The organism is Alkalihalobacillus bogoriensis ATCC BAA-922 (genome assembly GCF_000621445.1).
Taxonomy (GTDB): Bacteria; Bacillota; Bacilli; order Bacillales; family Bacillaceae_F; genus Bacillus_AO; species Bacillus_AO bogoriense.
In genome coordinates this window covers 1-25,414 of the sequence record NZ_JHYI01000030.1, presented here as the reverse complement: position 1 = coordinate 25,414, position 25,414 = coordinate 1, and the positions used below count along the sequence as shown (strand labels likewise).

Here is a 25,414-nt window from a genome sequence, read left to right as displayed (position 1 = left end):
TTTGGGGCTGGCCAAGCCAGCCCACGTTATTACCCGTTTGACTCGTTTGTTTCAAGATTTAAATTAAGTTTTTCATTCGTTTGGTCGTCTTCATCATCTAGCTCACGCATTTCAATTTCTTCTTCGTTGCTAGATAACATTTTTACGTCCATTCCTAAACTTTGTAACTCTTTAATTAATACTTTAAATGATTCTGGTACACCTGGTTCTGGTACATTTTCACCTTTAACAATGGCTTCATACGTTTTCACACGACCAACAACATCATCAGACTTAACCGTTAAGATTTCTTGGAGAGTATACGCCGCACCATAGGCTTCAAGTGCCCAAACTTCCATTTCACCAAAACGTTGTCCTCCAAATTGTGCTTTACCACCTAGTGGCTGTTGTGTGACAAGCGAGTATGGTCCTGTTGAACGCGCATGAAGTTTATCATCAACCATGTGTGCCAGTTTAATCATATACATAATTCCAACTGAAACACGGTTGTCAAACGGTTCACCTGTGCGACCGTCATACAAAACCGTTTTTCCATCTCGAGCCATTCCGGCTTCAGCTAACGTACTCCACACATCTTCCTCACGAGCACCGTCAAATACTGGAGACGCTACATGAATACCTAATTTCCTTGCTGCCATTCCTAAATGAAGTTCAAGCACTTGTCCGATATTCATACGTGATGGAACCCCTAATGGATTTAACATGATGTCAATTGGTGTTCCATCTGGTAAATAAGGCATATCCTCTTCCGGAAGGATTTTTGAAATAACCCCTTTGTTACCATGGCGGCCTGCCATTTTATCGCCTTCGTGAATTTTACGTTTCTGCACGATATACACCCGTACAAGCTGGTTTACACCCGGTGGTAATTCATCTCCGTTTTCACGGTTAAAGATTTTCACATCTAATACAATTCCATCTCCACCATGAGGCGCACGCAATGAAGTATCACGAACTTCACGAGCTTTTTCACCAAAGATTGCATGTAATAAACGTTCTTCTGCTGTTAGTTCAGTCACCCCTTTAGGCGTAACCTTCCCTACTAGAATATCACCGTCTTTGACTTCTGCTCCGACGCGAATAATTCCACGGTCATCTAAATTACGAAGTGCATCTTCACCAACATTCGGAATATCACGTGTGATTTCCTCTGGTCCAAGCTTAGTATCACGTGCTTCTGACTCATATTCTTCAATATGAATCGAAGTATACACATCATCTTTCACAAGTCGTTCACTTAAGATAATCGCATCTTCATAGTTGTAACCTTCCCATGTCATAAATCCAACCATGACATTTCGTCCTAACGCTAATTCGCCTTTTTCCATTGATGGTCCATCAGCGATAATTTCACGCTTTTCAATAATATCGCCTTCACTAACAATTGGGCGTTGGTTATAACACGTTCCTTGGTTCGAACGAATAAACTTTTGCATCTTGTATTTGTCTAGGTCACCTTTTACTTCTTTTCCGTCAACTTCAACGAGACGACGAATCCAAACTTCTTTTGCCGTAACACGTTCAGCAATCCCTCTATGTTTTGCAACAATTGCAGCACCAGAGTCTTTTGCTGAAACATGCTCCATTCCTGTACCAACAAGAGGAGCTTCCGGAACCATTAATGGTACGGCCTGACGTTGCATGTTTGCTCCCATGAGGGCACGGTTGGAGTCATCGTTTTCCAAGAATGGAATACAAGAAGTCGCAGCCGATACAACCTGTTTTGGAGATACATCCATATAGTCAATTCTTTCTTTTGGAACAACTGTGTTTTCCCCACGGAAACGGGCAATAATATTGTCATTTACGAAAGAACCATCTTCAGCAAGAATCGCATTTGCTTGGGCTACAACATAATTATCTTCTTCGTCTGCCGTTAAATAATCAATGCGACTTGTTACTTTCCCAGTTTCAGGATCAACACGACGATAAGGTGTTTCCATAAAGCCAAATTCATTTACTTTTGCATAACTCGATAGCGAGTTAATTAAACCAATATTCGGTCCCTCTGGCGTTTCAATTGGACACATACGCCCATAGTGGGAATAGTGAACGTCACGTACTTCAAACCCAGCACGCTCACGTGTTAAACCACCAGGTCCTAAAGCAGAAAGACGACGTTTATGTGTTAATTCAGCTAATGGGTTTGTTTGGTCCATAAACTGAGACAATTGCGAACTACCAAAGAACTCTTTAATCGACGCAATCACTGGTCGAATGTTAATTAATGCTTGAGGTGTAATCATGTTAGGGTCTTGAATGGACATTCTTTCACGAACAACACGTTCCATACGAGATAAACCAATACGGAATTGATTTTGTAACAATTCCCCTACAGATCGAAGTCGTCTGTTTCCTAAATGATCGATATCATCCGTATCGCCTACACCATGCAGTAAATTAAAGAAATAGTTAATAGAAGCAATAATATCAGCAGGTGTAATATGCTTCACTTCTTTTTCTACTAAGGCATTTCCAATGACCTTAATCACTTTTTCACCGTCTTGATCATCTGGTGCATAAATATGAATCGTTTGTAACGACACATCCTCATCTTCGACAACCCCACCTGATACATTAACAGAACGGAAACCTACGTTTTTCTCAAGGTAAGGCAAGATACGATCTAACGTACGTCTATCAATTAACGCACCTTGTTCTGCAATGACTTCACCCGTTTCAGGATCAACTAACGTTTCTGCTAGTTTTTGGTTAAATAAGCGATTTTTAATGTGGAGCTTTTTGTTAATTTTATAGCGACCTACATTCGCTAAATCATATCGTTTCGGATCAAAGAATCGAGAATCAAGCAAACTTTTTGCATTATCTACAGTTGGTGGTTCTCCAGGACGTAAACGCTCATAAATTTCTAATAGAGCTTTATCCGTTCCATCTGTATTGTCTTTTTCTAATGAATTACGTAAATATTCATCTTCACCTAACAAATCGATAATCTCTTGGTCAGCTCCGAAGCCAAGCGCACGCAAAAGAACCGTAACAGGGATTTTCCTCGTACGATCTATTCGGACATACACAATATCTTTGGCATCCGTTTCTAACTCCAACCAAGCACCACGATTCGGTATTACAGTTGCAGTGAAGCCTTTCTTTCCGTTCTTATCTATCTTCTTGCTGTAATAAACACTTGGAGAACGAACAAGCTGCGATACAATAACGCGTTCTGCACCATTGATAACAAATGTCCCTGTTTCGGTCATTAATGGGAAATCTCCCATAAATACTTCTTGTTCTTTTACTTCACCAGTCTCTTTGTTAATAAGGCGTACTTTTACTCGTAATGGCGCTGCATATGTAACATCACGCTCTTTCGACTCATCAACAGAATACTTTGGTTCACCTAGACTATAATCAATAAATTCTAGCACTAAGTTTCCTGTGAAATCTTGAATTGGAGAGATATCTTGAAACATTTCTCTTAACCCTACATCAAGAAACCATTGGTAGGAAGCTGTTTGAATTTCAATTAAGTTAGGTAGCTCTAAAACTTCATTAATGCGAGCATAGCTTCTACGTTGGCGGTGGCGTCCATACTGAACTAGTTGACCTGTCAACTCATTCACCCCTTAACTCATCCATTTTTCACTTACAACATTTAGTTGAAAGTTTTATTTATACTTTAACCCTTTTACAAAGACTCTACATCTTTATAAAGGTAAAATAACAAAAAAATTGCGCAGTTGAACAGATAAACGAAAAGAAAAAAATGGTTTTTTGTAAAACCACAAAATGTTACTTTTTTTCGATTATAAAAGTATACCCAACTACGACCTTTTTATACAATAAATTTCACTTGACTTTTTGTAAAAAAACTATCTAATAAATAGTTTCTATATGCATTAAATAACAATACCACAAATAGGAATATGAGTCAAACTTTTTTTGCACAAATAATGAAATACCCTTTTTTCTTAACTACCGTTTCTACTTCTCCAAAATGCTCTTGTAATTTTTCTATTGTCGAAGGAGCCCCTTGCTTTTTTTGAATAACAACCCACAGCTGTCCACCTTTTTTTAAATGATGAAAGGCTTGTTCATATAAAGCATGAACGACTTGTTTTCCTGCTCGTATCGGCGGATTCGTAATAACGACTTGAAAATCTCGTTCTTCGACACTTTCAAATAACGAACTTTGTTTTATGATAATATTCGACACACCATTTTGGTTAGCATTTTGCTTAGCTAATGCTATTGCTCGTTCATTTACATCAACCATATGTACAGTAATATCAGGTTGTTCATTTGCTAGAGTTATCCCAATCGGACCATATCCACAGCCTACATCAATAATGTTTCCTTTTTCAGATGGAAACTGAAACGTATCTAGTAAAAGTCTTGTTCCAAAATCAATTTCTTTTTTTGAAAAAACGCCATGGTCCGACGTGAATCGATATTGTTTTCCACGCAATTCAAACGAAAACGTAACCGGTTTACTTTCGACTGAGGGATTGTTTGTATAGTAATGTTCGCTCACCATATCCTCTCCTTCTCTTTTTGTCCCTAGTAGTATTCACAAATAATAATAACCTCAATCCATCAGATGAGAGGAAAAAAGCTAGATACGAATTATCGCATCTAGCTTTCTTTGAAGTATTATAATTACTTAACTTCTACAGTTGCGCCAGCTTCTTCAAGCTTAGCTTTCATTTCTTCTGCTTCTTCTTTTGCTACGCCTTCTTTGATCGGAGCAGGAGCGCCATCAACTAAAGCTTTTGCTTCTTTTAAGCCAAGGCCAGTGATTTCACGAACAACTTTGATAACGTTGATTTTTGATCCGCCAGCAGATTCAAGAATTACGTCGAATTCAGTTTGCTCAGCAGCTCCGCCTTCAGCAGCTCCACCAGCAACAGCTACAGGAGCAGCTGCAGTTACACCAAACTCCTCTTCGATTGCTTTTACAAGGTCGTTTAATTCTAAAACTGTCATTTCTTTAATCGCTTCAATGATTTGATCTTTACTCATTTTAAAATCCTCCTATGTTTTGTTTTTGTTTTTTATATTTGAAACACGTACAACAATGAAGCATTAAGCTCCTTGTTCTTCTTTTTGATCAGCAACAGCTTTTGTAGCCAATGCAAAGTTGCGCATAGGTGCTTGAAGCACGCTAAGCAACATAGAAAGTAAACCTTCGCGAGACGGAAGCTCAGCTAATGCTTTCACTTGGTCCACAGTCGCGATGTTTCCTTCGATAACACCTGCTTTAATTTCTAAAGCTTCATGTTTTTTCGCAAATCCGTGTAGAATTTTAGCTGGAGCAATAACATCTTCTGCACTAAACGCGATAGCAGTTGGTCCTACCAATTGCTCGTTTAATCCAGAAAGCTCAGCTTCATCTGCAGCACGGCGAGATAATGTATTTTTGTATACTTTAAACTCAACACCAGCTTCACGAAGTTCTTTACGAAGTTCAGTTACTTCAGCAACCGTAAGTCCACGATAGTCAACTAATACCGTTGATTTGCTCTCACGAAGCTTCGTAGCAATATCACTTACAACTTGTTTTTTCTTTTCGATAATGCTGCTCATTATGACACCTCCTGTAGATTCTGTTTCATACCAATAAACATAAAAAGCCTTCGTATGCTTGTAGACATACGAAGGCTAATAGATTCAGAACAATTCTGATAATCCAGACCTCGGTAGGAGATTAAGCGTTTTACGCACCTACTGTCTACGGTATGACTCAATATATTATTGATGTATTCATTATGAACACTTTTGTAATTATATACGACGTTTATAGGAAAGTCAACTTTGATTATTTTGTCAATAATTGTGCGTTAACTTTAACACCAGGACCCATTGTAGAAGTCACAGCAACATTTTTCATGTACGTTCCTTTTGAAGCTGCTGGTTTTGCTTTTACAAGCGCATCAACAACAGTATTTAAATTCTCAACTAGCTTTTCTGTTTCAAATGAAACTTTACCAATTGGAACATGTATATTTGCTGATTTATCAACGCGGTATTCTACTTTACCAGCTTTGATTTCATTAACCGCTTTTTCAACTTCAAACGTAACTGTACCCGTTTTAGGGTTTGGCATTAAACCTTTAGGTCCTAACACACGACCAAGTTTACCTACTTGACCCATCATATCTGGAGTTGCAACGATAACATCAAAATCAAACCAACCTTGGCTAATTTTATTAATGTAGTCTTCATCTCCAACATAGTCTGCACCTGCAGCTTCTGCTTCTTTTAGTTTTTCACCTTTAGCAAAAACTAACACGCGTTGAGTTTTCCCTGTACCATTTGGAAGTACAACTGCTCCACGAATTTGTTGGTCCGCTTTCTTAGGATCGACTCCTAAACGAAAAGCCACTTCAACAGTTTCATCAAACTTTGCAGTTGCTGCCTTTTTTACAAGTTCAATCGCTTCTTGTGCACTATATGCTTGATCACGGTCAATTAACTTAACAGCTTCTTGATATTTTTTTCCTCTTTTAGCCACTTTCATTTCCTCCTCAATTGTGGTTTTAGCGGTATTACCTCCCACTAATAAAGGTTGCAGACCTAATAAAATTAGGTGCAACAACCTCTGGCAAAAGCTCTCTTAGTCTTCAATCACGATACCCATGCTTCGCGCTGTACCTTCAACCATACGCATAGCAGATTCAACGTTTGCAGCGTTTAAATCTGGCATTTTTGTCTCAGCAATCTCGCGTACTTTATCACGCTTAACTGTTGCAACTTTATTACGGTTTGGCTCACCCGAACCAGACTCAATTCCAGCCGCTTTTTTAAGTAAAACAGCAGCAGGCGGAGTTTTAGTGATGAATGTAAAAGAACGGTCTTCAAATACCGTAATTTCAACCGGAATAATTAGACCAGCTTGATCAGAAGTACGAGCGTTAAATTCTTTACAGAAACCCATAATATTCACACCCGCTTGTCCTAGTGCAGGACCAACCGGCGGAGCTGGATTTGCTTTTCCCGCTGGGATTTGTAATTTAACCATTTTAATAACCTTTTTAGCCACGTGACACACCTCCTTAGTCCGTGATGTGGTAACCGGGTTTTAGAACCCTCCCACTCATAGCTACCTTATTTTAAGGTAGTCGGTTTAATACTAAACCAATATCAAACATGAAAATTCTATCACTTTCAGATACAGATATCAAGTTGTTTTTAAAAAAGTGAAAAGATTACCTTAAAAAAAGCAACACTTCCTCGCAAAAAAAGAAAGTGTTAAATCTTTTCCACTTGGTTAAACTCTAATTCAACCGGCGTTTCTCGCCCAAACATATTGACGTGAACCTTCAGCTTTTGCTTGTCTATAGAAATATCTTCTATTGTTCCTATAAAGTTAGCAAATGGACCTTCTTTTACCTTAACAGATTCTTTTAGTTCAAAATCAATATCCGCTCTTGGCTCATCGACACCCATTTGTTTCAAAATGGACTCTACTTCTTCTGGTAAAAGCGCTGTCGGTTTTGAACCAGCACCAGCTGAACCAACAAATCCTGTTACTCCTGGTGTATTACGAACAACATACCAAGAGTCATCCGTCATCACCATTTCCACAAGAACATAGCCAGGAAACACTTTTCTTGTTACAGATTTCGTTTTTCCGTTTTTCACTTCAGTTTCTTCTTCAACCGGAACAAGAACACGGAAAATCTTGTCTGACATTTCCATCGATTCAACACGTTTTTCGAGATTGGTTTTTACTTTATTTTCATAACCTGAATACGTATGCACAACATACCAATTTTTTTCCATACTACCTAGGACGTTATTTGTCCTTCCCTCCTCTATAGATAGACTACAATAAACGGGACTATCCTAAAATCATACGAACAAGTCTAGATATCCCTGTGTCTACTAATGCAAAGAATACAGAAATGAACAACACTGTCCCAAGAACTACTAAAGTATATCTAGTCAGTTCCTTGCGTGTTGGCCACGTAACACGTTTCATTTCTGCTCCTACACCTCGAAAAAACTTACCCATACTTCTTTTTTCTCCTTCAGCCATTTGCGACACCTCCAAATTCCTTAACGAGCCTTCTTTTTTATTCTAATGGATTCTTCTTGCATAAAAAAAAGAATCCGCTTGTCCAATTATTTTGTTTCGCGATGAAGTGTGTGGGCGTTACACTGTTTACAAAACTTTTTCATTTCAATGCGGGTTCCACATGTTTCTTTGTTTTTTTCTGTTGTATAGTTTCTAGAAGCACAAATAGAGCATGCCAAAACAACCTTTGTCCGCATTGAACACACCTCCACAATTGGAAAATGACAATTACATACTTTTTTACTCTATCACAAGGAAAATATAGTGTCAATAAAGCATTGAGGACTGAAACAGAGAAGCTTTTGCTTTTTTACAAGTGTAGTCAAATCCTATAGGAAGTAAACATTCATTTCCTTTTTTATTGATCGGAAAAGCATGTATCTGATAAATACATCCATACTTGTTTCTAGTAACGTGATTTTATTATGTACAAGAGCCTGTCCGTTCCAATCCGCTACAACCACTTGCTAGATCAACAAGCACGTAAAAATTACACGAAGCGACAAAGAATGAGGATTGGCCGTAGTGAACATAGATAATGAGAACCCCCTACCTTTTATTCATAGGGGGACTCTTTAACATTTTCTTTTTGATTACAAGCTTACTCCTTTTAATTCTACATACCGCTCTAACTTGCGCTTTACTCTTTGCAAGGCATTATCAATAGACTTAACATGACGGTTTAGCTCAGCTGAAATTTCTTGATATGATTGACCATCGAGATATAACATGAGCACTTTTCGTTCTAAATCACTTAAGATCTCACTCATTTTTAGTTCAATATCATCAAATTCTTCTTGGTTAATAATCAATTCTTCAGGATCAGTCACACGTGAGCCACAAATAACATCAAGTAACGTACGGTCAGACTCCTCATCATATAACGGCTTATCAAGAGAAATATAGGAGTTAAGAGGAATATGCTTTTGTCTTGTCGCTGTTTTGATTGCCGTGATGATCTGTCTAGTGATACAAAGTTCTGCAAAGGCTTTAAACGAAGATAGCTTGTCCCCTTTAAAGTCACGAATTGCTTTATATAAGCCAATCATGCCTTCTTGTACAATATCCTCATGGTCTGCCCCAATTAAAAAATACGACCTAGCTTTGGCACGTACAAAGTTTTTGTACTTGTTAATTAAAAACTCCAACGCAGAACTATCGCCCTCTCGTACCCGCTCTAGCAACTCTTCATCCTCTGCTTGTCCAACTGTTTGAATTGTGTCTTTAAGGTCCATGCTCACGTAAAATCCCTCCGACCTTGTCATTTTGTAAAATATAGAAACATTATATAGCACACTTTTTGGAAGCGTCAACAGGTCATCGGTCACCTCGACGCCATCTTTCAAAAATTTCAGCAATTTCACTAGAAAGTGGGATTTTTGTCGAAGGTTGTTTTTTTTTCGTTTTTTCTACATTTTTTTTAATGCTTTTTTCGGCCCCATCCAACTCGATAATTAACTCTCGGGCAGACTTTCGTAATGCTCCTTTCCCGAAAGTAACAGATTGCTCTACAAAGTCCGATGTTGCAACATAGATTTGGGTATCAATCCGCTTTAACTCCATAACTAGCTTTTCAATTCTTTCATCTGCCGTTTCATTTTCTCTTGTGTACACAATATCTACGCGATAATTGTTGTACTTTTTACCTATGCCTGAAACCATGTGAGCATCAAAAACAACGATCACACGATAACCGGTATATGCTTGATACTCTGCCATTTTTTCAATTAATAAATCACGTGCTAGTGCTAAATTTTTGTTTTTTAATTCTCTTAACTCTGGCCAAGCACCAATTATATTATAGCCATCCACTAACAAAATGACGTTCATCTTACTCGTTTCCTAACGGGTTCCGCTTTCGGTAAACCTCATACATGAGTAAGCTAGCTGCTACAGAAGCATTAAGTGATGTCACATGACCAACCATCGGAATTTTAATTAAGAAGTCACATTTTTCTTTGATAAGGCGACTAATTCCTTTCCCTTCACTCCCTATAACAAGGGTTATTGGCATATCAAACTGTCCCGCTCGATAATCGTCTGCCCCTGTAGCATCCGTACCTGCAAACCAAATGCCTTGTTTTTTCATGTCATCCATTGTTCGCGCTAAATTTGTTACTCTTGCAACCGGAACATACTCAATGGCACCAGTGGACGATTTTGCAACGGCTTGAGTTAACCCGACAGCGCGGCGTTTTGGAATGATGACTCCATGGACACCACATGCATCGGCTGTTCTTAAAATCGACCCTAAATTATGCGGATCTTCTATTTCGTCTAGTAATAAAAAGAATGGTTGTTCTCCTCGCTTTGCAGCATTTGCAAATAAATCTTCTAGTTCCGCGTATTCATATGCAGCAATTGACGCAACGACACCTTGATGATTTGTCGAATTTACAAGCTGGTCTAGCTTTTTTTTCGGCACGTGCTGTACGAGCACACCTTGTTCCTTTGCCAATTGTAATAGTTTTGTCATTTGTCCTTTTTGTGAACCTTCGCCAATCCATATTTTATTTATCGCATGTTCTGCTCGTAGTGCTTCAATTACCGGGTTTTTACCTAAAATAAACTCACTGCTCATTTTGTTCACCCCTTTCCTCAATAATGACAAACATTTCTCTAATAATTTCATCTAGTCTCGTATTATTTTCATGTAAATATAAATAGCCGAGTAGTGCTTCAAAAGCTGTACTATAACGATACGTATTACGGTCAGTGTTTTTTGGGATTGTTCCCGATTTTGCATTTCGTCCCCGCATAAGTACAGCTGTTTCCTCATCACTTAAAAACTTTGAATCCAATAATTCGTGAACTACTTTTGCTTGCGCTTTGGCCGAGACATAGGAGGTAGCCTCAACATGTAAACGTTGAGGCCTCACTTTCCCCTTTGCTATAAGGTGATATCTCACATACGTGTCTAGCACTGCATCACCCATGTAAGCAAGCGCTAAGGCATTTAGTTGAGAAGCATCAATTTGAAGCTTATCTAATTTCATGTTACTATCCCCTTTTCCAACGCACACCTTGAGCTGTATCTTCGAGGATAATGCCTTGCTCATTTAACTGATCACGAATTTTGTCGGCTAGCTCAAAGTTTTTATCTTTTCGGGCTTGATTACGCTGTTCAATTAGCGATTCGATTTCGCCATCTAATAACTCTGTTTGTTCTTCTAAAGAGAAACCTAAAACACTTCCCATTTCTTCTAATAAAGATAAAAAGTATTGTAATACTTCTTTTGAGGTTTGCTGTTCTCGCAAGTATACATTCGCTTCTTTTGCCGTATCAAACATAACCGTTATCGCGTTTGCCGTATTAAAGTCATCATCCATTTCTTTGATAAAGCGAGCTTGTAACTCAGCTCCTTTTTCAAGCCAGCTCTTATTTTCTATAGCTAAATCTGCACTTTCACTTAAACGGTGTTTCACATTTGCAACGGTTGTTTTCAATCGGTCTAAACTGCTCTTGGCACTAATTAAAAGTTCTTCACTAAAGTTAATAGGGCTTCGGTAATGTGCGGTTAACATAAAGAAACGAACGACATCTGGTGAATGTTGTTGAATAATGTCATGTACTAAAACAAAATTTCCGAGTGATTTTGACATTTTTTCATTGTCTATTTTAATATAGCCGTTATGCAACCAGTAATTGGCCATTGTTTTTCCTGTTAACGCCTCTGATTGCGCGATTTCATTTTCATGATGAGGAAATGCTAAATCTTGACCTCCTGCATGAATATCGATCGTATCACCTAAATATTTTTTTACCATAGCTGAACATTCAATATGCCACCCTGGTCTACCTAATCCCCAAGGACTTTCCCAGGAAATTTCGTTTTCTTTGGCACTTTTCCATAAAGCAAAATCTAATGGGTCTTGTTTCTTTTGACCAATTTCAATTCTTGCCCCTGATTGTAAATCCTCAATTGACTGGTCTGATAGTTTACCATATTGTTTAAATGCTCTCGTTTTATAATACACATCACCTTCTACTTCATAAGCAAACCCTTTATCAATGAGTTGTTGGATAAAATCAATAATTTCACCCATTGTTTCCGTTACTCGTGGGTGATGGTCTGCAGTCTTTACTCCTAAAGCACAAGTATCTTCATGGTAGGCTTCGATAAAGCGGTTTGCTATTGTTAAGACATCTTCCCCTAACTCATTTGCTGCCTTAATTAATTTATCATCGACATCCGTAAAGTTAGAAATAAAGGTTACATCATAGCCACGATATTCCAAGTATCGACGGACGACATCAAAAATAATCGCAGGTCTTGCATTCCCAATGTGAATATAATTATATACCGTTGGACCGCATACATACATTTTTACTTTTCCTTGTTCGATTGGTACAAACTTTTCTTTTTTCCGTGTTAATGTGTTGTACATGTAAATTGTCATCTTATTCATCTCCTTGCTTATTTCTCTTATTTGTGGATAGTTTATTCACTCATCTCTTTCTGTTGAATGTTTTTCATATGAGCGAGTTCTTTTCGTAAGCTTGCAAGTTCGACTTCCAATTCTTTAAATTTATCTGAAATAGGGTCCGGTAGCTCATCATGATTTAAATCACCTCTTACCCTAATACCATCTTGTAAGACGACTTTCCCTGGAATTCCTACGACTGTTGAGTTAGGAGGTACTTCCTTTAACACAACAGAACCAGCACCAATTCTGGAATTTTCGCCTATTGTAAACGATCCTAATACTTTCGCTCCTGAGGCAATTAACACATTGTCTTCAATGGTCGGATGCCGTTTTCCTTTCTCTTTCCCTGTTCCTCCAAGTGTCACTCCTTGATAAATCGTAACATTATCTCCTATTTCACATGTTTCACCAATTACAACACCCATCCCATGATCGATAAACAATCGCTGCCCAATTTTCGCTCCTGGGTGTATTTCGATTCCTGTTATAAACCGACTAATTTGTGAAATTAACCGCGCGAGAAAGAACATTCTTTTTTTCCAAAACCAATGTGCAATTCGATGAGCCCAAATCGCATGAACCCCTGAATACGTAAAAATCACTTCAAGTCGGCTTCGTGCGGCTGGGTCTTGCTCAAAGACAACATCAATATCATTCAACCATGTGTTTTTGCTTTTTTTCATCTTGATTCCCCCAATGTATTGCCCTTCTTGCTTGAGAAGAGTGTTATCTTCTTCCGGTTAAACTCCTATAAAAAAACGCCTCTGTGCTACGAATAGCACAGAGGCGCATAAGTGCGCGGTTCCACTCTGTATTGCAGATAACTGCATCTCTTTTATCATAACGGTTTAATACCGCTCTTATCTACTTTAGTTCAATAAGAGGCTCCAAGGGGCAATTTCAGAATTTTTTCCTTAAACCACTTTCAGCCACGGTGGTTCTCTCTGAAAAGAAAATAAAAATTCCTACTCATCCTTGTCACTGCTTTTTCAATATTTATTTAACGAGTGATGATATACGAGACAAGACAACGTCTTTTCCGAGTAACTCAATAACATGTTCTAAATCCGGCCCATGTGTTTGACCTGTAACGGCCACACGGATAGGCATAAATAATTTTTTCCCTTTTTGTCCTGTCGATTTTTGAGTCGCTTTCATTGCTGCTTTGATTTCAGTAGCTACAAACGACGGCAATACTTCTAGTTGTTGTCTAAACTCAGCAAGTACTTCAGGAACTTGTGGTTCTGCTAATACTTCATTTGCTTCACTATTATAATCGATTTCTTCTTTAAAAAACAACTCTGTGAGCTCAACTATTTCCGCTCCAAATGACATTTTTTCTTGGTGAAGTCCAATTAAGCGTGTCACCCACTCTTCTTGTTCAGGAGTTCTCGTTTCAGGAACTTTCCCCGATTTAACAAGGTGTGGAAGAGCCACTTTTACAACCTCTTGCACATCTGCTTTTTTCATGTATTGATTATTCATCCAAGCTAACTTGTTTGTATCAAAAATAGCAGGTGCTTTTGATACACGTTCTAAAGTAAATTGAGAAGCTAATTCATCAAGAGTAAAGATTTCTTCTTCTCCTATAGGTGACCACCCTAGTAACGCTAAAAAGTTAACAATGGCTTCAGGTAAGTATCCAAGCGCTTTATATTGTTCAACAAATTGGATGATTGACTCATCACGTTTACTCATCTTTTGTCTGTCTGCATTTAATATTAACGATGCATGAGCAAAAGTGGGAACATCCCAACCAAATGCTTCATATAGTAATACTTGTCTAGGTGTATTCGATAAATGCTCTTCTCCACGAATAATATGCGTCATTTCCATTAAATGGTCATCAACAACTACTGCAAAATTATACATTGGAATTCCATCTTTTCTTGCAATGACAAAATCACCAATGCCATCAGATTCAAAGGTTACTTTTCCTCTTACTGCATCATGAATCACAATGTCTTTTCCAGAAGGGACTTTAAATCGAACAACAGGCTTAAACCCTTTTGCTTCATAAGCCTCACGTTCTTCGGCTGTTAGATTCCGGTCACGGCCACTATACATAGGCATTTCTCCACGAGCAATTTGCTCTTCCCGTTCTGCCTCAAGCTCCTCTTCCGTCATATAACAATAGTACGCATGGCCTTCATCAATCAATCGCTGGATGTGTTGCTTATAAATATCAAGTCGCTCCATACAGCTGTAAGGACCAAAGTCCCCACCAATATCAACACTTTCATCCCAATCAAGACCAAGCCATCGTAAGCTCTCCATCAGTTTTTGTTGTGCATCTTCGACATTTCTTGCTTGATCCGTATCTTCTATGCGTAAAATAAATTTCCCGCCTTGATTTCGTGCATATAAATAATTAAATAACGCCGAACGAGCTCCTCCAATATGTAAATGTCCTGTTGGGCTTGGTGCAAAGCGCACTCGTACTTCCTTTGACATCTATGTCACCTTCCGTTTCTTATAAATCTATCTCTGCTTATTATTACGAAGCTTTATAAAGAAATCAAGCATCTTGTAAGAAAAACGCGGGAGCTTCTTTTCGTTTCATGCGAAGTGCGGAGCGCTGCCCGCTTTTGACAGCTAGACCAAAATTTTTATACATTCTTATCTTGTAAAAGAATCACAGCTTGGGCAGCAATACCTTCTTCACGACCTGTAAATCCTAATTTTTCAGTTGTTGTCGCTTTCACATTGACTTGAGAAATGTCAGCTTCTAATAAATCAGCAATCCGCTTTTGCATGACAGGAATATGCGGTGCCATTTTCGGCTTTTGGGCAATAATCGTACAATCAACATTTCCTAGTCGATATCCTTTCTCTTTGACAATTTTCCAGACATGTACTAACAATTTCGCTGAATCAGCGTCTTTAAATTCAGGGTCAGTATCTGGGAAATGCTTGCCGATGTCTCCCTCTCCAATAGCACCTAATGCTGCGTCCGCGATCGTATGTAATAACACATCCGCATCCGAATGACCTAATAAACCTTTTTCATACTCAATTTCAATTCCTCCAATAATTAAAGGACGTCCTTCCACTAACTGATGAACATCAAACCCTTGACCAATTCTCATTTTATTTCCCCCTGCTTTAATATCGCTTCTGCAAAAAGTAAATCTTCTGGTGTTGTGACTTTTATATTTAAATAATCACCTTCTACAACAACAACTTGTCCACCTTTATACTCAACTAAGCTTGCATCATCCGTTCCTAAATAGTTTGTATGTATGGCATGGTGATGTGCTGCTTTTATAATAGACAGACGAAAAGCTTGTGGGGTTTGGACTGCCCACAAGCTAGAACGCTCTAGCGTTTCTTCAACGACGTTTGAGCGTTGAACACGTTTAATTGTATCTTTGACAGGAGCAGCAAGAACAGCCGCTCCTACTTCATATGCTTTTTGTACGACATTTTCAATATGTTCGACTTTGATAAACGGACGTGCTCCATCATGAATAAGAACAATGCCATCGTTAGCAATTCCTTCTAATCCACGCTCAACACTATACTGTCTTTCAGAGCCGCCTTGAATCACGTTCGATACTTTGTTTATTTGATAAGATTGGGCAAGTTGTTGCATCTCTGCCACTTCATCTTTATTTGCCACAATGATAATCTCGCTACAGGCATCATGTTGCTGAAATACTTCTAATGTGTGGACTATCAGTGGTTTATCTGCTACTTGAATAAATTGCTTGTTCTTCCCAGCACCCATTCGTTTTCCTTGACCTGCTGCTGGAATTATTACTGTATACTGCATAAACAATCCTCACTTAATCCATTATAATGCTTTTTCTAATAATTTCGGTTTCGCAAAAATCATTCGCCCTGCACTTGTTTGTAACACACTCGTAACGATGACATCAATATCTTTACCAATATAATCTCGGCCGCCTTCTACAACAATCATTGTACCGTCATCTAAATAAGCTACACCTTGATTATGTTCTTTCCCGTCTTTTATCACTTGAACTTTTAATTCTTCGCCAGGGAGAACAACAGGTTTCACAGCGTTCGCTAAATCGTTAATATTTAGTACGGATACTCCTTGTAACTCACATACTTTATTTAAATTAAAGTCATTTGTGACAACAATACCAGATACTAGTTTCGCTAATTTAACTAACTTACTGTCAACTTCTTGAATTTCTTCAAAATCACCTTCATAAATTTCTACTTTAATCGGCAATTCTTTTTGGATTTTATTTAAAATATCAAGTCCTCTTCTCCCACGATTTCTCTTTAATACATCGGAAGAATCCGCAATATGCTGTAATTCTTCTAGGACAAATCCTGGTATAACTAATGTTCCTTCTAGAAAACCAGTTTTGCATATATCTGCTATACGACCGTCAATAATTACACTCGTATCTAAAATCTTTAATTTCGTTCCTGTTTGTTCTTCTTTCTTTTTATCCTTGCCACCTAATCGGCCCGGAAAAAGATTCATTAACTCAATTCGCTTTTTAAATCCAATTTGAAAACCAAAATAACCAAGAAAGAATGTGATGAAAATAGGTAATACCGAACTGAAAAATGTTAGTTGAATATTGTTAAGAGGAATGACAATAAGAAATGCTACGATAAGTCCAAAAATAAGTCCTAATGTCCCAAACAACACATCAGTAATTGGTGCTTTCACAATAGCTTCTTCTAAAAGCCGCATTAGCCCTACAATATAATCAGCTAACCAAAAAGTAGTAACGTATAATATAATTCCCCCAAGTACTGCTCCAGCAATTTGGCCAGTTAGCCATGCTGGTAAATTCCCGATATTTAAAAGATTTATTAAATCAGGAATAAAAATATACCCTAGCGTTGCTCCTACTACTATAAAAAATAATTGCACTATGCGCTTTAGCACGATATTTCACCTCCTTCATTTATTATAGACAAAGTTTTGTATTTACAACCTATCAAACTGGAATTCACACAAAATTCCAAGATTACGGATAAAGTTACAAGTTGCTGTAACAGAAATGATACGAGCGTATCTATTTATTATATAATATTTATTCAAACCTATCTTTAGCGAATCAATTGTATTTTTGTCAATTTATATATGACGGTCAATAAATAATTGTTCTTGGATCCGATTTAACCCTTCTTTAATCATTTTTGCACGTGCTGCCCCAATTCCATCAACTTCATCAAGCTCTTTTATTGAAGCGACCATAATATGGTTTAAATCCCCATAGGTTTCGATTAAATTTTCAATGACCATTGTTGGTAGACGTGGAATCTTGTGTAAGATTCGATATCCCCGAGGAGATACGGTATATTCTTGAATATCGATTCCTTTTGAATAGCCTAATAATTTTACAATCACATGTTCATCTAACAAATCTTCATTTGATAATTTTGTTAGTTCTCGTAATGTATCAAAAGCATCTTGGTTTTTATCTTTTAAATAATCTTTTATTAATAAAACCGCTTCTTTTTCAATATTAGCAACAAGTTCATTTAACTGCATTGTAATTAAACGGCCTTCACTGCCAAGCTCATTGACATAGTTTAAAATTTCATTTTTTATTCGTAACACCATTTGGATACGATGAATCACTTGAGATACTTCATGAAAACTTACGAGTTCCTCAAACTCAAGTGCCCCTAGGTTCGTAATTCCTTGGTCAAGAACTGACTTATATTTTTCTAATGTTTGAATCGCTTGGTTTGCTTTTGTTAAAATGACGCCTATATCTTTTAGGGAATAGCGATTTTCTCCTTGATATAATGTAATGACATTCCGTCGTTGTGAAATTGAAATGACAAGATTTCCTGTTTGTTTCGCAACTCTTTCTGCTGTTCTATGTCGAATGCCTGTTTCATTAGATGAGATAGAATTGTTTGGAACAAGTTGGGTATTTGCATATAGGATACGCTTCCCATCTTCACTTAAAATAATAGCTCCATCCATTTTCGCTAACTCATAAAGGAAAGCAGGCGAAAATTCACAATTAATAAAGAAACCGCCGTCTACAATTTGCATCATTTCTTCATTGTATCCGAGTACGATTAAGCCACCTGTTTTTGCGCGCAACACATTATCAATACCATCACGGAGGAGCGTACCCGGCGCTACAATTTTTAATACTTCTCCAATAAATATTCCTTTTTTTCTATCTTCCATACGTTATCCTCCTAGTATTATGTCTAATGCATCATCTACTGTTGATACACCGATGATTTGAATATCTTTTGGGAACGTCCAGCCTCCGATGTTTTTTTCCGGGATAACGGCGCGCTTAAAACCAAGCTTTGCAGCTTCATTCACTCTTTGTTCAATACGAGAAACTCTTCTGACTTCACCTGTTAATCCGATTTCACCTATGACCACATCGGTTGGGTTTGTAGGTTGATTTCGAAAACTCGAGGCAATACTTAATGTTATAGCCAAATCGATTGCAGGTTCATCTAGCCTTACTCCTCCAGCAACATTTAAGTAAGCATCTTGGTTTTGCAAAAGCATCCCCACTTTTTTTTCTAGCACAGCCATCAATAAAGAAACACGGTTATGGTCAATTCCTGTTGCCATTCTTCTTGGATTCCCAAAGCTTGTTGGAGAAACTAAAGCTTGAATTTCTACAAGCACTGGACGAGTTCCTTCCATCGAGGCAACAACAGTTGAACCAATAGCACCCTCTGTTCGCTCTTCTAAAAAGATTTCGGAAGGATTTAACACCTCTTCTAAACCTTCTTCTTTCATTTCAAATATTCCGATTTCATTTGTGGAACCGAAGCGGTTTTTAACTGCTCGCAAAATGCGATATGTATGATGTCGCTCTCCCTCAAAATATAAAACAGAATCCACCATATGCTCAAGTAACTTTGGACCAGCAATCGAACCTTGCTTTGTTACGTGTCCAACAATAAAAATAGCCGTTCCTGTTGTTTTTGCGATTTTCATAAATGCTGCTGTACATTCTCTTACTTGTGAAACACTTCCTGGTGCAGATGTGATTTCTGCTTGGTATACCGTTTGAATAGAATCAATAATAACGAGAGTAGGCGTAATCTCTCTTATCGCCTTATCAATTAAATCTAAGTCTGTTTCCGCTAAAACATACAATAAGTCAGCTGAGGCTTGTAAACGATCCGCACGTAACTTCGTTTGTTTTACTGATTCTTCACCTGATATATATAATACTTTATGATTCATTCTTGCTAACAAGGCAGATGTTTGCAATAGGATGGTTGACTTTCCTATTCCCGGATCTCCTCCAACTAAAACTAAAGAGCCTGGAACAATACCACCCCCAAGAACTCGGTTTAGTTCTTTCATCCCTGTTTGAATCCGTGGTTCTTCTTCGCTTTTTACATTTGTTATCGGCTGTGGACTCGTAATTGCCGCCGAGTTTCCCGTAACAAAAGACCGACTTCTTGAGTCTGGTTTTGTTTCTTCCCATTCTTCAACCATTGAATTCCAACTTGAACAGCTTGGGCATTTCCCCATCCATTTTGTCGATTCATACCCACATTCTTGGCAAACGAATTTTGTTTTCTTTTTCGCCATCTATTTTCACTCTTTTCCAACGCTTTTTTTAAATTGTACCATGAAACCTCGTCGGAATAGAGTTATACGCTTCTATAATATAGTATATGGGTAAAAAGCCGGAGGTATTACTATCCTCCAGCTTTCTCTTCTTTTAAACTTGTGCATTTGCCTTTGTTTCTACTGTTAGTTCACCATCTTTCAGGTCAATGATGGCTCTTTGTCCTTTTTGAATTGTACCTTTTAACAACTCTTCAGATAAACGATCTTCTACTTGTTTTTGCAAAGCTCTTCGTAACGGTCTTGCACCATACTCAGGGTCATAACCCTCGTCTGTAATTTTATCCATAGCGGCTTCTGTAAGCTCAAATTCAATTCCTTGTTCAGCTAAGCGTTTCTTTAACTGTTCTGCCATTAATGAGATAATTTGACGAACATGTTTCTTCTCTAATGAATGGAAAACAATGATTTCATCAATCCGGTTTAAAAATTCAGGTCTAAACGAATTTTTCAGCTCAGACATCACTTTGCCTTTCATATCTTTGTACTCATGGTTTTCTCCTTCAACAGCAAATCCAAGAAACTTATTTTTGCGTAACGTACTAGCTCCTACATTCGAAGTCATAATAATGGCTGTATTTCGAAAATCAACTGTACGCCCTTTTGAATCTGTTAAGCGACCATCCTCTAACACTTGTAATAGAATATTAAATACTTCTGGATGTGCTTTTTCAATTTCATCTAAAAGGATAACAGAATATGGATTCCGTCTAACCTTTTCTGTTAACTGTCCACCTTCGTCATGACCGACATAACCCGGAGGTGACCCGACCAATCGACTTGTAGCGTGTTTTTCCATATATTCTGACATGTCAATTCGAATAAATGCATCTTCGTCTCCAAAAAGCGTTTCAGCAACAGCCCGAGCTAATTCGGTTTTACCGACCCCTGTAGGTCCTAGGAAGATAAATGAACCAATTGGTCGTTTCGGGTCTTTCAAACCTGCCCGCGCACGACGAACGGCCTTAGAAATCGATTTAACAGCTTCTTCTTGCCCAATGACACGCTGGTGTAAAATCTCTTCCATACGGAGAAGTCTTTCTGTTTCCTCTTCTGCCAGTTTTGAAACAGGAATTCCTGTCCAGCTCGCCACGACTTGAGCAATATCATCAACAGCGACTTCTGTATTTTCTTGTCCTTGTTTTTTCTTCCACTCGTTTTTCATACCATCAAGCTCTTCACGCAACCGCTGCTCACTGTCTCGAAGTGATGCTGCTTTTTCAAACTCTTGACTTTGTACAGCAGCATCTTTTTCTTTTCGTGTTTCTTCTAGTTTTTGTTCTAACTCTTTTAAATTTGGTGGCGCAGTGTAAGAACGTAAGCGGACTTTTGATGCTGCTTCATCAATTAAATCGATTGCTTTATCTGGTAAAAAGCGGTCAGCGATGTAACGATCAGACAGTTTAACAGATTCTTCAATCGCCTCGTCTGTAATTTTCACGCGGTGATGGGCCTCATAACGATCTCGTAACCCTTTTAAAATTTGAATCGATTCATCTAACGTTGGTTCATTAACTTGAATAGGCTGAAATCTTCGCTCTAATGCTGCATCTTTTTCAATATATTTTCTGTACTCATCTAATGTTGTTGCCCCAATACATTGCAACTCACCACGAGCGAGTGATGGTTTTAGTATGTTTGAAGCATCGATAGCTCCTTCTGCTCCTCCAGCACCAATGAGCGTATGCAACTCATCAATAAATAAGATGACATTTCCCGCCTGTCTAATTTCATCCATTACTTTTTTGAGTCGGTCTTCAAACTCCCCACGATATTTTGTTCCAGCTACGACTGTTCCCATATCAAGAGTCATGACTCGTTTGTTTCGTAATGTTTCTGGAACTTCATTATTGATAATAGCTTGAGCTAACCCTTCAGCAATCGCTGTCTTCCCGACACCAGGCTCTCCAATTAAAACCGGATTGTTTTTCGTTCTACGGCTCAACACTTGAATAACACGTTCAATTTCTTTGCTTCGTCCAATGACAGGATCTAAGCCTTCCTCTTTTGCAATTGATGTTAAATCACGGGCTAAACTATCTAAAGTCGGTGTGTTCGCATTAGAAGGTTGCCCTTGTTGACTAGCACCTGTCGCTTCATTACTACCTAAGAGCTGTAGAACTTGTTGACGTGCTTTGTTTAAACTAACTCCTAAATTATTTAATACTCGTGCTGCAACGCCTTCCCCTTCTCGGATTAAACCTAATAAAATATGCTCTGTGCCGACATAGGAATGTCCTAGCTTTCTCGCTTCATCCATAGAAAGTTCGATTACTTTCTTTGCTCTCGGTGTATAGTGAATTGTTTTTGAGCCTTCTTGACCAGTGCCAATGAGTGATTCGACTTCTGTTTGAATTTTGTCAGAGCCAAGGCCTAGTGCTTGTAAAGCTTTCGCCGCAATTCCTTCCCCTTCGCGAATTAATCCTAGCAATATATGTTCTGTCCCTATATTATTGTGCCCTAATCGTATGGCTTCTTCTTGTGCTAGTGCTAATACTTTTTGTGCGCGTTCTGTAAACCTTCCAAACATCATGGTCATGCACCTCCGTAATATATTAACTATTGTGTTCTTCTAATTTTAATCGTTGTCTGATTAGAGCTGCTCTTCTTTCATCTCTCTGGTCAGGAGATAATGTTTCCCCTGCAAACTGCTGCAAGAATCCAGGTTGGGTTAAAATCATAAGTTCATTCAATATATTTCCTGAAACACCTTTTAGTAAACCTAAATCAATCCCTAAGCGAACATCAGACAACCGTTGAGCAGCTTCTTTTGATTCAATGATGCGACTAAATGCTAAAATCCCGTAAGATCTGTGAACACGGTCTTCTACTTGTAATTTTGATGATTGCATAACTAATTCTCTTGCTGCACGTTCTTTTTGAATGAGTTGAGATACAACACCAGCTAAATCTTCGACTATATCTTCTTCAGACTTTCCTAATGTAATTTGATTAGAGATTTGAAATAAGTTCCCTAATGCTTCACTGCCTTCTCCATAAATTCCTCTCACGACAAGCCCAAGTTGATTTATCGCTGGCAAGATTCGGGAAAGTTGTTGAGTAAGAACAAGGGCAGGTAGATGCATCATGACCGAAGCCCTTATCCCTGTACCGACATTCGTTGGACAACTCGTCAAATAGCCATGTTTCTCATCAAAAGCATATGTGAGTTTACTTTCGATCCAATCATCTAAATCATTGGCAAATGCTAATCCTTCAGCTAGTTGGAAACCTGAAAACAAACATTGTATTCGTAAATGGTCTTCTTCATTTACCATTACACTAATAGATTCATCCTCACTTAAAAGAACCGCACCATGTTTGGACTCATTTGCTAACTGAGGACTAATTAAATGCTTTTCAACAAGTACCTTTTTTTCGTTTGCTTTCATGTCGTCCATCGTCAGTAACTCTAATACCCCACCAGGTGATTCGGACTTTAGCATTTCCTTTGAAACCGTGTCAACGATAGTACGCGACTCTTCCATTGAAGCTAACATCGGAAACGTATTTTCTTTTAGGTTTCTTGCTAATCTTATTCTACTACTCAATACAATATCCGAATCTGGACCATTTTTCTTCATCCAAGGGCTAATCGCTTCACTAATAAACCTTTCTAACGACATCGACTATCCCTCCTCTTTATCTCGAATCGATTGTTCAAGAGACCGGATTTTATCTCGGATTAGTGCCGCATTTTCAAATTCCTCTTTTGCCACTTGTTCTTTTAGCTCTTCTTTCAACTCGGCAATTTTCTTACGAATTTCTATACTTCCACCAATTCGTTTCGGAATTTTGCCTCCGTGTGAATGGTTACCACCATGAACTCGTTTTAAAACCGGGTCTAATTTCGACTTAAATGTTTCATAACAATGCGCACATCCAAATCGACCTAATCTGACAAATTGCTCATATGACATATTACACTTTGGACACGTTTCTGGTTTCGCCACTATTTTGTTTGCATCTTGTACTGCATGTTCGAAATTTAATAGACCTGACAATAATTGATGGATAGAGAAGCTATTTGAATTCGGGTTATATTCACCTTTTTCTTTTGCACATTGTTCACAAATATGGAATTCTGTTTTCTCTCCATTCACAATCTTCGTAAAGTGCAACGATGCAGGTCTTTCATTACATTCTTGACACTTCATATGGTTACACCTACTCCCTGTCTATTTGAGTTTCTTTTACTTTTAAAGTTCTCAACATTGATTTTAGTATATTTGCACGAATAAAGTCTCTATGAACAGTCACCGTGTTGTATAGATTACGGTCTATTACACTAAGCATTAGTGTAGCTTCACGTTTGGAAATTGCTTGTTCTTCATACAATCTTGTTATTACATCTTCCGCAGTGGTTTGGCTGATGCTATCTCCAATTAGGTTAATCATTTGTTCAAACAAATGGGCATCATTGTGCGTTTCAACTTTAATAATGCGGATATATCCTCCACCGCCACGTTTACTTTCTACGATGTACCCTTTTTCAATTGTAAATCTTGTACTAATCACATAGTTTATTTGTGACGGAACACATTGAAACCTTTTTGCAAGTTCACTTCGTTTGATTTCTATTAAATCTTGTTCACTTTTAGTGAGGATGGTTTTTAAATAAGATTCAATAATATCAGATATATTACTCATCCACCTAGCCTTCCTCCTTCATTTGACTTTGACTATCTTTGACTTTATTCACTTTTATTATAAGTAATCGTTCTTAAATATGCAATATGTACACTTCTGCTATTATAGCCTAATTTTTTTGTTTCGATTCTTTGCTGATAAGTTGTATATTATGTTTTCGTGTTGATTTTACTAATTCCTTTTTATTTTATGAAGAGTTCATCGACAATGTTTATGCATTGAAAAAAATAGTGGAGATTGATAGGGAATACTGTCTAGAAGCAACAAAAAAGAACCTGATTGTTATAAAAAGTCGAGGCTAGTGTTGTTGAAGAGAAGAGGCGGGCAGTGGTGGCCAATGGGTGACTAGTTGAAGGGACTTATCGGACATCTGTTCCGTTATATGCCCTGAACGGGCACCAATCATCCCTCATTTTGCTGATGTAACGGAATAGATGTCCGTAATCAAAACCACCCGTGTGAACGGGTGGTTTGTTCTGCGGCTGAAAGCCTTTGTTACTGACCAAGCCCTAAAGGGCTACTGAATGGTTCGCCAATTGTACTACTTTCACTGGCCAGACCTTAAAGGCCTATCTCACTTTCTTTTTCCGCTTTATTTCTTCCCCTGTGAACGGATCCACATACTCTAACAAGCTTAGTTGTTCCGCGACTATATCATCTTGTATTTGGTTTCTTATATATTCTTCAATCACCTTTTTATTTCTTCCTACTGTATCCACATAGAAACCTGT

Annotated in this window: 25 protein-coding genes, 1 pseudogene and 2 other annotated features; all 26 genes and pseudogenes read right to left on the bottom strand. The window is 38.1% G+C overall.

Annotation, left to right across the window (positions count from 1 at the left end; all coding sequences use genetic code 11):
- Positions 1 to 29: 29 nt before the first annotated feature.
- Positions 30 to 3,572, bottom strand: coding sequence for a DNA-directed RNA polymerase subunit beta (rpoB, locus tag T323_RS0111910; RefSeq protein ID WP_026673488.1), 3,543 nt, complete (start codon positions 3,570 to 3,572; stop codon positions 30 to 32).
- Between the two features lie 317 nt (positions 3,573 to 3,889).
- Complete coding sequence (locus tag T323_RS0111905; protein ID WP_026673487.1) at positions 3,890 to 4,492, bottom strand: class I SAM-dependent methyltransferase; 603 nt, start codon at positions 4,490 to 4,492, stop codon at positions 3,890 to 3,892.
- A 125-nt stretch (positions 4,493 to 4,617) separates the two neighbouring features.
- The gene (rplL, locus tag T323_RS0111900) at positions 4,618 to 4,980 is read right to left on the bottom strand and encodes a 50S ribosomal protein L7/L12 (RefSeq protein ID WP_026673486.1); all 363 of its coding nucleotides are present in this window, start codon (positions 4,978 to 4,980) and stop codon (positions 4,618 to 4,620) included.
- Between the two features lie 63 nt (positions 4,981 to 5,043).
- Complete coding sequence (gene rplJ, locus T323_RS0111895) at positions 5,044 to 5,544, bottom strand: 50S ribosomal protein L10 (protein WP_026673485.1); 501 nt, start codon at positions 5,542 to 5,544, stop codon at positions 5,044 to 5,046.
- Positions 5,545 to 5,575: 31 nt separating this feature from the next.
- Positions 5,576 to 5,713 (bottom strand) — a sequence feature (ribosomal protein L10 leader region).
- Positions 5,714 to 5,776: 63 nt separating this feature from the next.
- A complete protein-coding gene (gene rplA / locus T323_RS0111890) occupies positions 5,777 to 6,517 on the bottom strand; it encodes a 50S ribosomal protein L1 (protein ID WP_281175738.1) in 741 nt (246 codons plus the stop codon).
- Between the two features lie 57 nt (positions 6,518 to 6,574).
- Complete coding sequence (rplK, locus tag T323_RS0111885) at positions 6,575 to 7,000, bottom strand: 50S ribosomal protein L11 (RefSeq protein WP_026673483.1); 426 nt, start codon at positions 6,998 to 7,000, stop codon at positions 6,575 to 6,577.
- Between the two features lie 209 nt (positions 7,001 to 7,209).
- Positions 7,210 to 7,743 (bottom strand): transcription termination/antitermination protein NusG, encoded by a 534-nt coding sequence (gene nusG / locus T323_RS0111880; RefSeq protein WP_026673482.1) that lies wholly within the window; start codon positions 7,741 to 7,743, stop codon positions 7,210 to 7,212.
- A gap of 58 nt (positions 7,744 to 7,801) precedes the next feature.
- Complete coding sequence (secE, locus tag T323_RS0111875; protein WP_156942440.1) at positions 7,802 to 7,999, bottom strand: preprotein translocase subunit SecE; 198 nt, start codon at positions 7,997 to 7,999, stop codon at positions 7,802 to 7,804.
- Positions 8,000 to 8,085: 86 nt separating this feature from the next.
- The gene (gene rpmG / locus T323_RS0111870) at positions 8,086 to 8,235 is read right to left on the bottom strand and encodes a 50S ribosomal protein L33 (protein ID WP_026673480.1); all 150 of its coding nucleotides are present in this window, start codon (positions 8,233 to 8,235) and stop codon (positions 8,086 to 8,088) included.
- A gap of 396 nt (positions 8,236 to 8,631) precedes the next feature.
- Positions 8,632 to 9,279 (bottom strand): RNA polymerase sporulation sigma factor SigH, encoded by a 648-nt coding sequence (gene sigH, locus T323_RS0111865; protein ID WP_026673479.1) that lies wholly within the window; start codon positions 9,277 to 9,279, stop codon positions 8,632 to 8,634.
- A 76-nt stretch (positions 9,280 to 9,355) separates the two neighbouring features.
- On the bottom strand, positions 9,356 to 9,868 hold the full coding sequence (locus T323_RS0111860) for an NYN domain-containing protein (RefSeq protein ID WP_026673478.1): 513 nt from the start codon (positions 9,866 to 9,868) through the stop codon (positions 9,356 to 9,358).
- Position 9,869: 1 nt separating this feature from the next.
- Positions 9,870 to 10,619, bottom strand: coding sequence for a 23S rRNA (guanosine(2251)-2'-O)-methyltransferase RlmB (gene rlmB / locus T323_RS0111855; protein WP_026673477.1), 750 nt, complete (start codon positions 10,617 to 10,619; stop codon positions 9,870 to 9,872).
- Positions 10,609 to 11,034, bottom strand: coding sequence for a Mini-ribonuclease 3 (locus T323_RS0111850; RefSeq protein ID WP_026673476.1), 426 nt, complete (start codon positions 11,032 to 11,034; stop codon positions 10,609 to 10,611). The genes rlmB and T323_RS0111850 overlap by 11 nt, the downstream gene beginning before the upstream one ends.
- A 4-nt stretch (positions 11,035 to 11,038) precedes the next feature.
- Positions 11,039 to 12,439: a cysteine--tRNA ligase gene (gene cysS, locus T323_RS0111845; protein WP_026673475.1), complete on the bottom strand. Its 1,401-nt coding sequence runs from the start codon at positions 12,437 to 12,439 to the stop codon at positions 11,039 to 11,041.
- Between the two features lie 41 nt (positions 12,440 to 12,480).
- On the bottom strand, positions 12,481 to 13,149 hold the full coding sequence (gene cysE / locus T323_RS0111840; protein ID WP_026673474.1) for a serine O-acetyltransferase: 669 nt from the start codon (positions 13,147 to 13,149) through the stop codon (positions 12,481 to 12,483).
- Positions 13,150 to 13,245: 96 nt separating this feature from the next.
- Positions 13,246 to 13,457 (bottom strand) — a binding site (T-box leader).
- Positions 13,458 to 13,462: 5 nt separating this feature from the next.
- Entirely contained in the window at positions 13,463 to 14,920 is a 1,458-nt protein-coding gene (gene gltX / locus T323_RS0111835; RefSeq protein WP_026673473.1) for a glutamate--tRNA ligase, read from the bottom strand.
- A 155-nt stretch (positions 14,921 to 15,075) separates the two neighbouring features.
- Complete coding sequence (ispF, locus tag T323_RS0111830; RefSeq protein WP_035178540.1) at positions 15,076 to 15,555, bottom strand: 2-C-methyl-D-erythritol 2,4-cyclodiphosphate synthase; 480 nt, start codon at positions 15,553 to 15,555, stop codon at positions 15,076 to 15,078.
- On the bottom strand, positions 15,552 to 16,241 hold the full coding sequence (gene ispD / locus T323_RS0111825; RefSeq protein ID WP_026673471.1) for a 2-C-methyl-D-erythritol 4-phosphate cytidylyltransferase: 690 nt from the start codon (positions 16,239 to 16,241) through the stop codon (positions 15,552 to 15,554). Before ispD ends, ispF begins: the two co-directional genes overlap by 4 nt.
- Positions 16,242 to 16,262: 21 nt before the next feature.
- Positions 16,263 to 17,345, bottom strand: coding sequence for a PIN/TRAM domain-containing protein (locus T323_RS0111820; RefSeq protein ID WP_026673470.1), 1,083 nt, complete (start codon positions 17,343 to 17,345; stop codon positions 16,263 to 16,265).
- Positions 17,346 to 17,537: 192 nt separating this feature from the next.
- Complete coding sequence (gene disA / locus T323_RS0111815; protein ID WP_026673469.1) at positions 17,538 to 18,611, bottom strand: DNA integrity scanning diadenylate cyclase DisA; 1,074 nt, start codon at positions 18,609 to 18,611, stop codon at positions 17,538 to 17,540.
- 3 nt (positions 18,612 to 18,614) lie between these two features.
- Positions 18,615 to 19,994: a DNA repair protein RadA gene (gene radA / locus T323_RS0111810; RefSeq protein ID WP_026673468.1), complete on the bottom strand. Its 1,380-nt coding sequence runs from the start codon at positions 19,992 to 19,994 to the stop codon at positions 18,615 to 18,617.
- Between the two features lie 133 nt (positions 19,995 to 20,127).
- The gene (gene clpC / locus T323_RS0111805; RefSeq protein ID WP_026673467.1) at positions 20,128 to 22,566 is read right to left on the bottom strand and encodes an ATP-dependent protease ATP-binding subunit ClpC; all 2,439 of its coding nucleotides are present in this window, start codon (positions 22,564 to 22,566) and stop codon (positions 20,128 to 20,130) included.
- Positions 22,567 to 22,588: 22 nt separating this feature from the next.
- A complete protein-coding gene (gene mcsB / locus T323_RS0111800; RefSeq protein ID WP_026673466.1) occupies positions 22,589 to 23,659 on the bottom strand; it encodes a protein-arginine kinase McsB in 1,071 nt (356 codons plus the stop codon).
- A 3-nt stretch (positions 23,660 to 23,662) separates the two neighbouring features.
- Entirely contained in the window at positions 23,663 to 24,190 is a 528-nt protein-coding gene (gene mcsA / locus T323_RS0111795) for a protein-arginine kinase activator protein McsA (RefSeq protein ID WP_026673465.1), read from the bottom strand.
- Between the two features lie 10 nt (positions 24,191 to 24,200).
- Entirely contained in the window at positions 24,201 to 24,683 is a 483-nt protein-coding gene (locus tag T323_RS0111790; RefSeq protein WP_026673464.1) for a CtsR family transcriptional regulator, read from the bottom strand.
- Between the two features lie 569 nt (positions 24,684 to 25,252).
- Positions 25,253 to 25,414, bottom strand: a pseudogene (locus tag T323_RS0111785) (IS200/IS605 family transposase); the annotation flags it as partial.

What these genes read in the sequence shown, in the direction of transcription:
- rplL (WP_026673486.1), bottom strand. Translation starts at nt 4,980, where the DNA reads ATGAGTAAAGATCAAATCATTGAAGCGATTAAAGAAATGACAGTTTTA.
- rplJ (WP_026673485.1), bottom strand. Translation starts at nt 5,544, where the DNA reads ATGAGCAGCATTATCGAAAAGAAAAAACAAGTTGTAAGTGATATTGCT.
- nusG (WP_026673482.1), bottom strand. Translation starts at nt 7,743, where the DNA reads ATGGAAAAAAATTGGTATGTTGTGCATACGTATTCAGGTTATGAAAAT.
- secE (WP_156942440.1), bottom strand. Translation starts at nt 7,999, where the DNA reads ATGGCTGAAGGAGAAAAAAGAAGTATGGGTAAGTTTTTTCGAGGTGTA.
- rpmG (WP_026673480.1), bottom strand. Translation starts at nt 8,235, where the DNA reads ATGCGGACAAAGGTTGTTTTGGCATGCTCTATTTGTGCTTCTAGAAAC.
- T323_RS0111860 (WP_026673478.1), bottom strand. Translation starts at nt 9,868, where the DNA reads ATGAACGTCATTTTGTTAGTGGATGGCTATAATATAATTGGTGCTTGG.
- rlmB (WP_026673477.1), bottom strand. Translation starts at nt 10,619, where the DNA reads ATGAGCAGTGAGTTTATTTTAGGTAAAAACCCGGTAATTGAAGCACTA.
- T323_RS0111850 (WP_026673476.1), bottom strand. Translation starts at nt 11,034, where the DNA reads ATGAAATTAGATAAGCTTCAAATTGATGCTTCTCAACTAAATGCCTTA.
- cysS (WP_026673475.1), bottom strand. Translation starts at nt 12,439, where the DNA reads ATGACAATTTACATGTACAACACATTAACACGGAAAAAAGAAAAGTTT.
- cysE (WP_026673474.1), bottom strand. Translation starts at nt 13,149, where the DNA reads ATGAAAAAAAGCAAAAACACATGGTTGAATGATATTGATGTTGTCTTT.
- gltX (WP_026673473.1), bottom strand. Translation starts at nt 14,920, where the DNA reads ATGTCAAAGGAAGTACGAGTGCGCTTTGCACCAAGCCCAACAGGACAT.
- ispF (WP_035178540.1), bottom strand. Translation starts at nt 15,555, where the DNA reads ATGAGAATTGGTCAAGGGTTTGATGTTCATCAGTTAGTGGAAGGACGT.
- ispD (WP_026673471.1), bottom strand. Translation starts at nt 16,241, where the DNA reads ATGCAGTATACAGTAATAATTCCAGCAGCAGGTCAAGGAAAACGAATG.
- disA (WP_026673469.1), bottom strand. Translation starts at nt 18,611, where the DNA reads ATGGAAGATAGAAAAAAAGGAATATTTATTGGAGAAGTATTAAAAATT.
- radA (WP_026673468.1), bottom strand. Translation starts at nt 19,994, where the DNA reads ATGGCGAAAAAGAAAACAAAATTCGTTTGCCAAGAATGTGGGTATGAA.
- clpC (WP_026673467.1), bottom strand. Translation starts at nt 22,566, where the DNA reads ATGATGTTTGGAAGGTTTACAGAACGCGCACAAAAAGTATTAGCACTA.
- mcsB (WP_026673466.1), bottom strand. Translation starts at nt 23,659, where the DNA reads ATGTCGTTAGAAAGGTTTATTAGTGAAGCGATTAGCCCTTGGATGAAG.
- mcsA (WP_026673465.1), bottom strand. Translation starts at nt 24,190, where the DNA reads ATGAAGTGTCAAGAATGTAATGAAAGACCTGCATCGTTGCACTTTACG.
- T323_RS0111790 (WP_026673464.1), bottom strand. Translation starts at nt 24,683, where the DNA reads ATGAGTAATATATCTGATATTATTGAATCTTATTTAAAAACCATCCTC.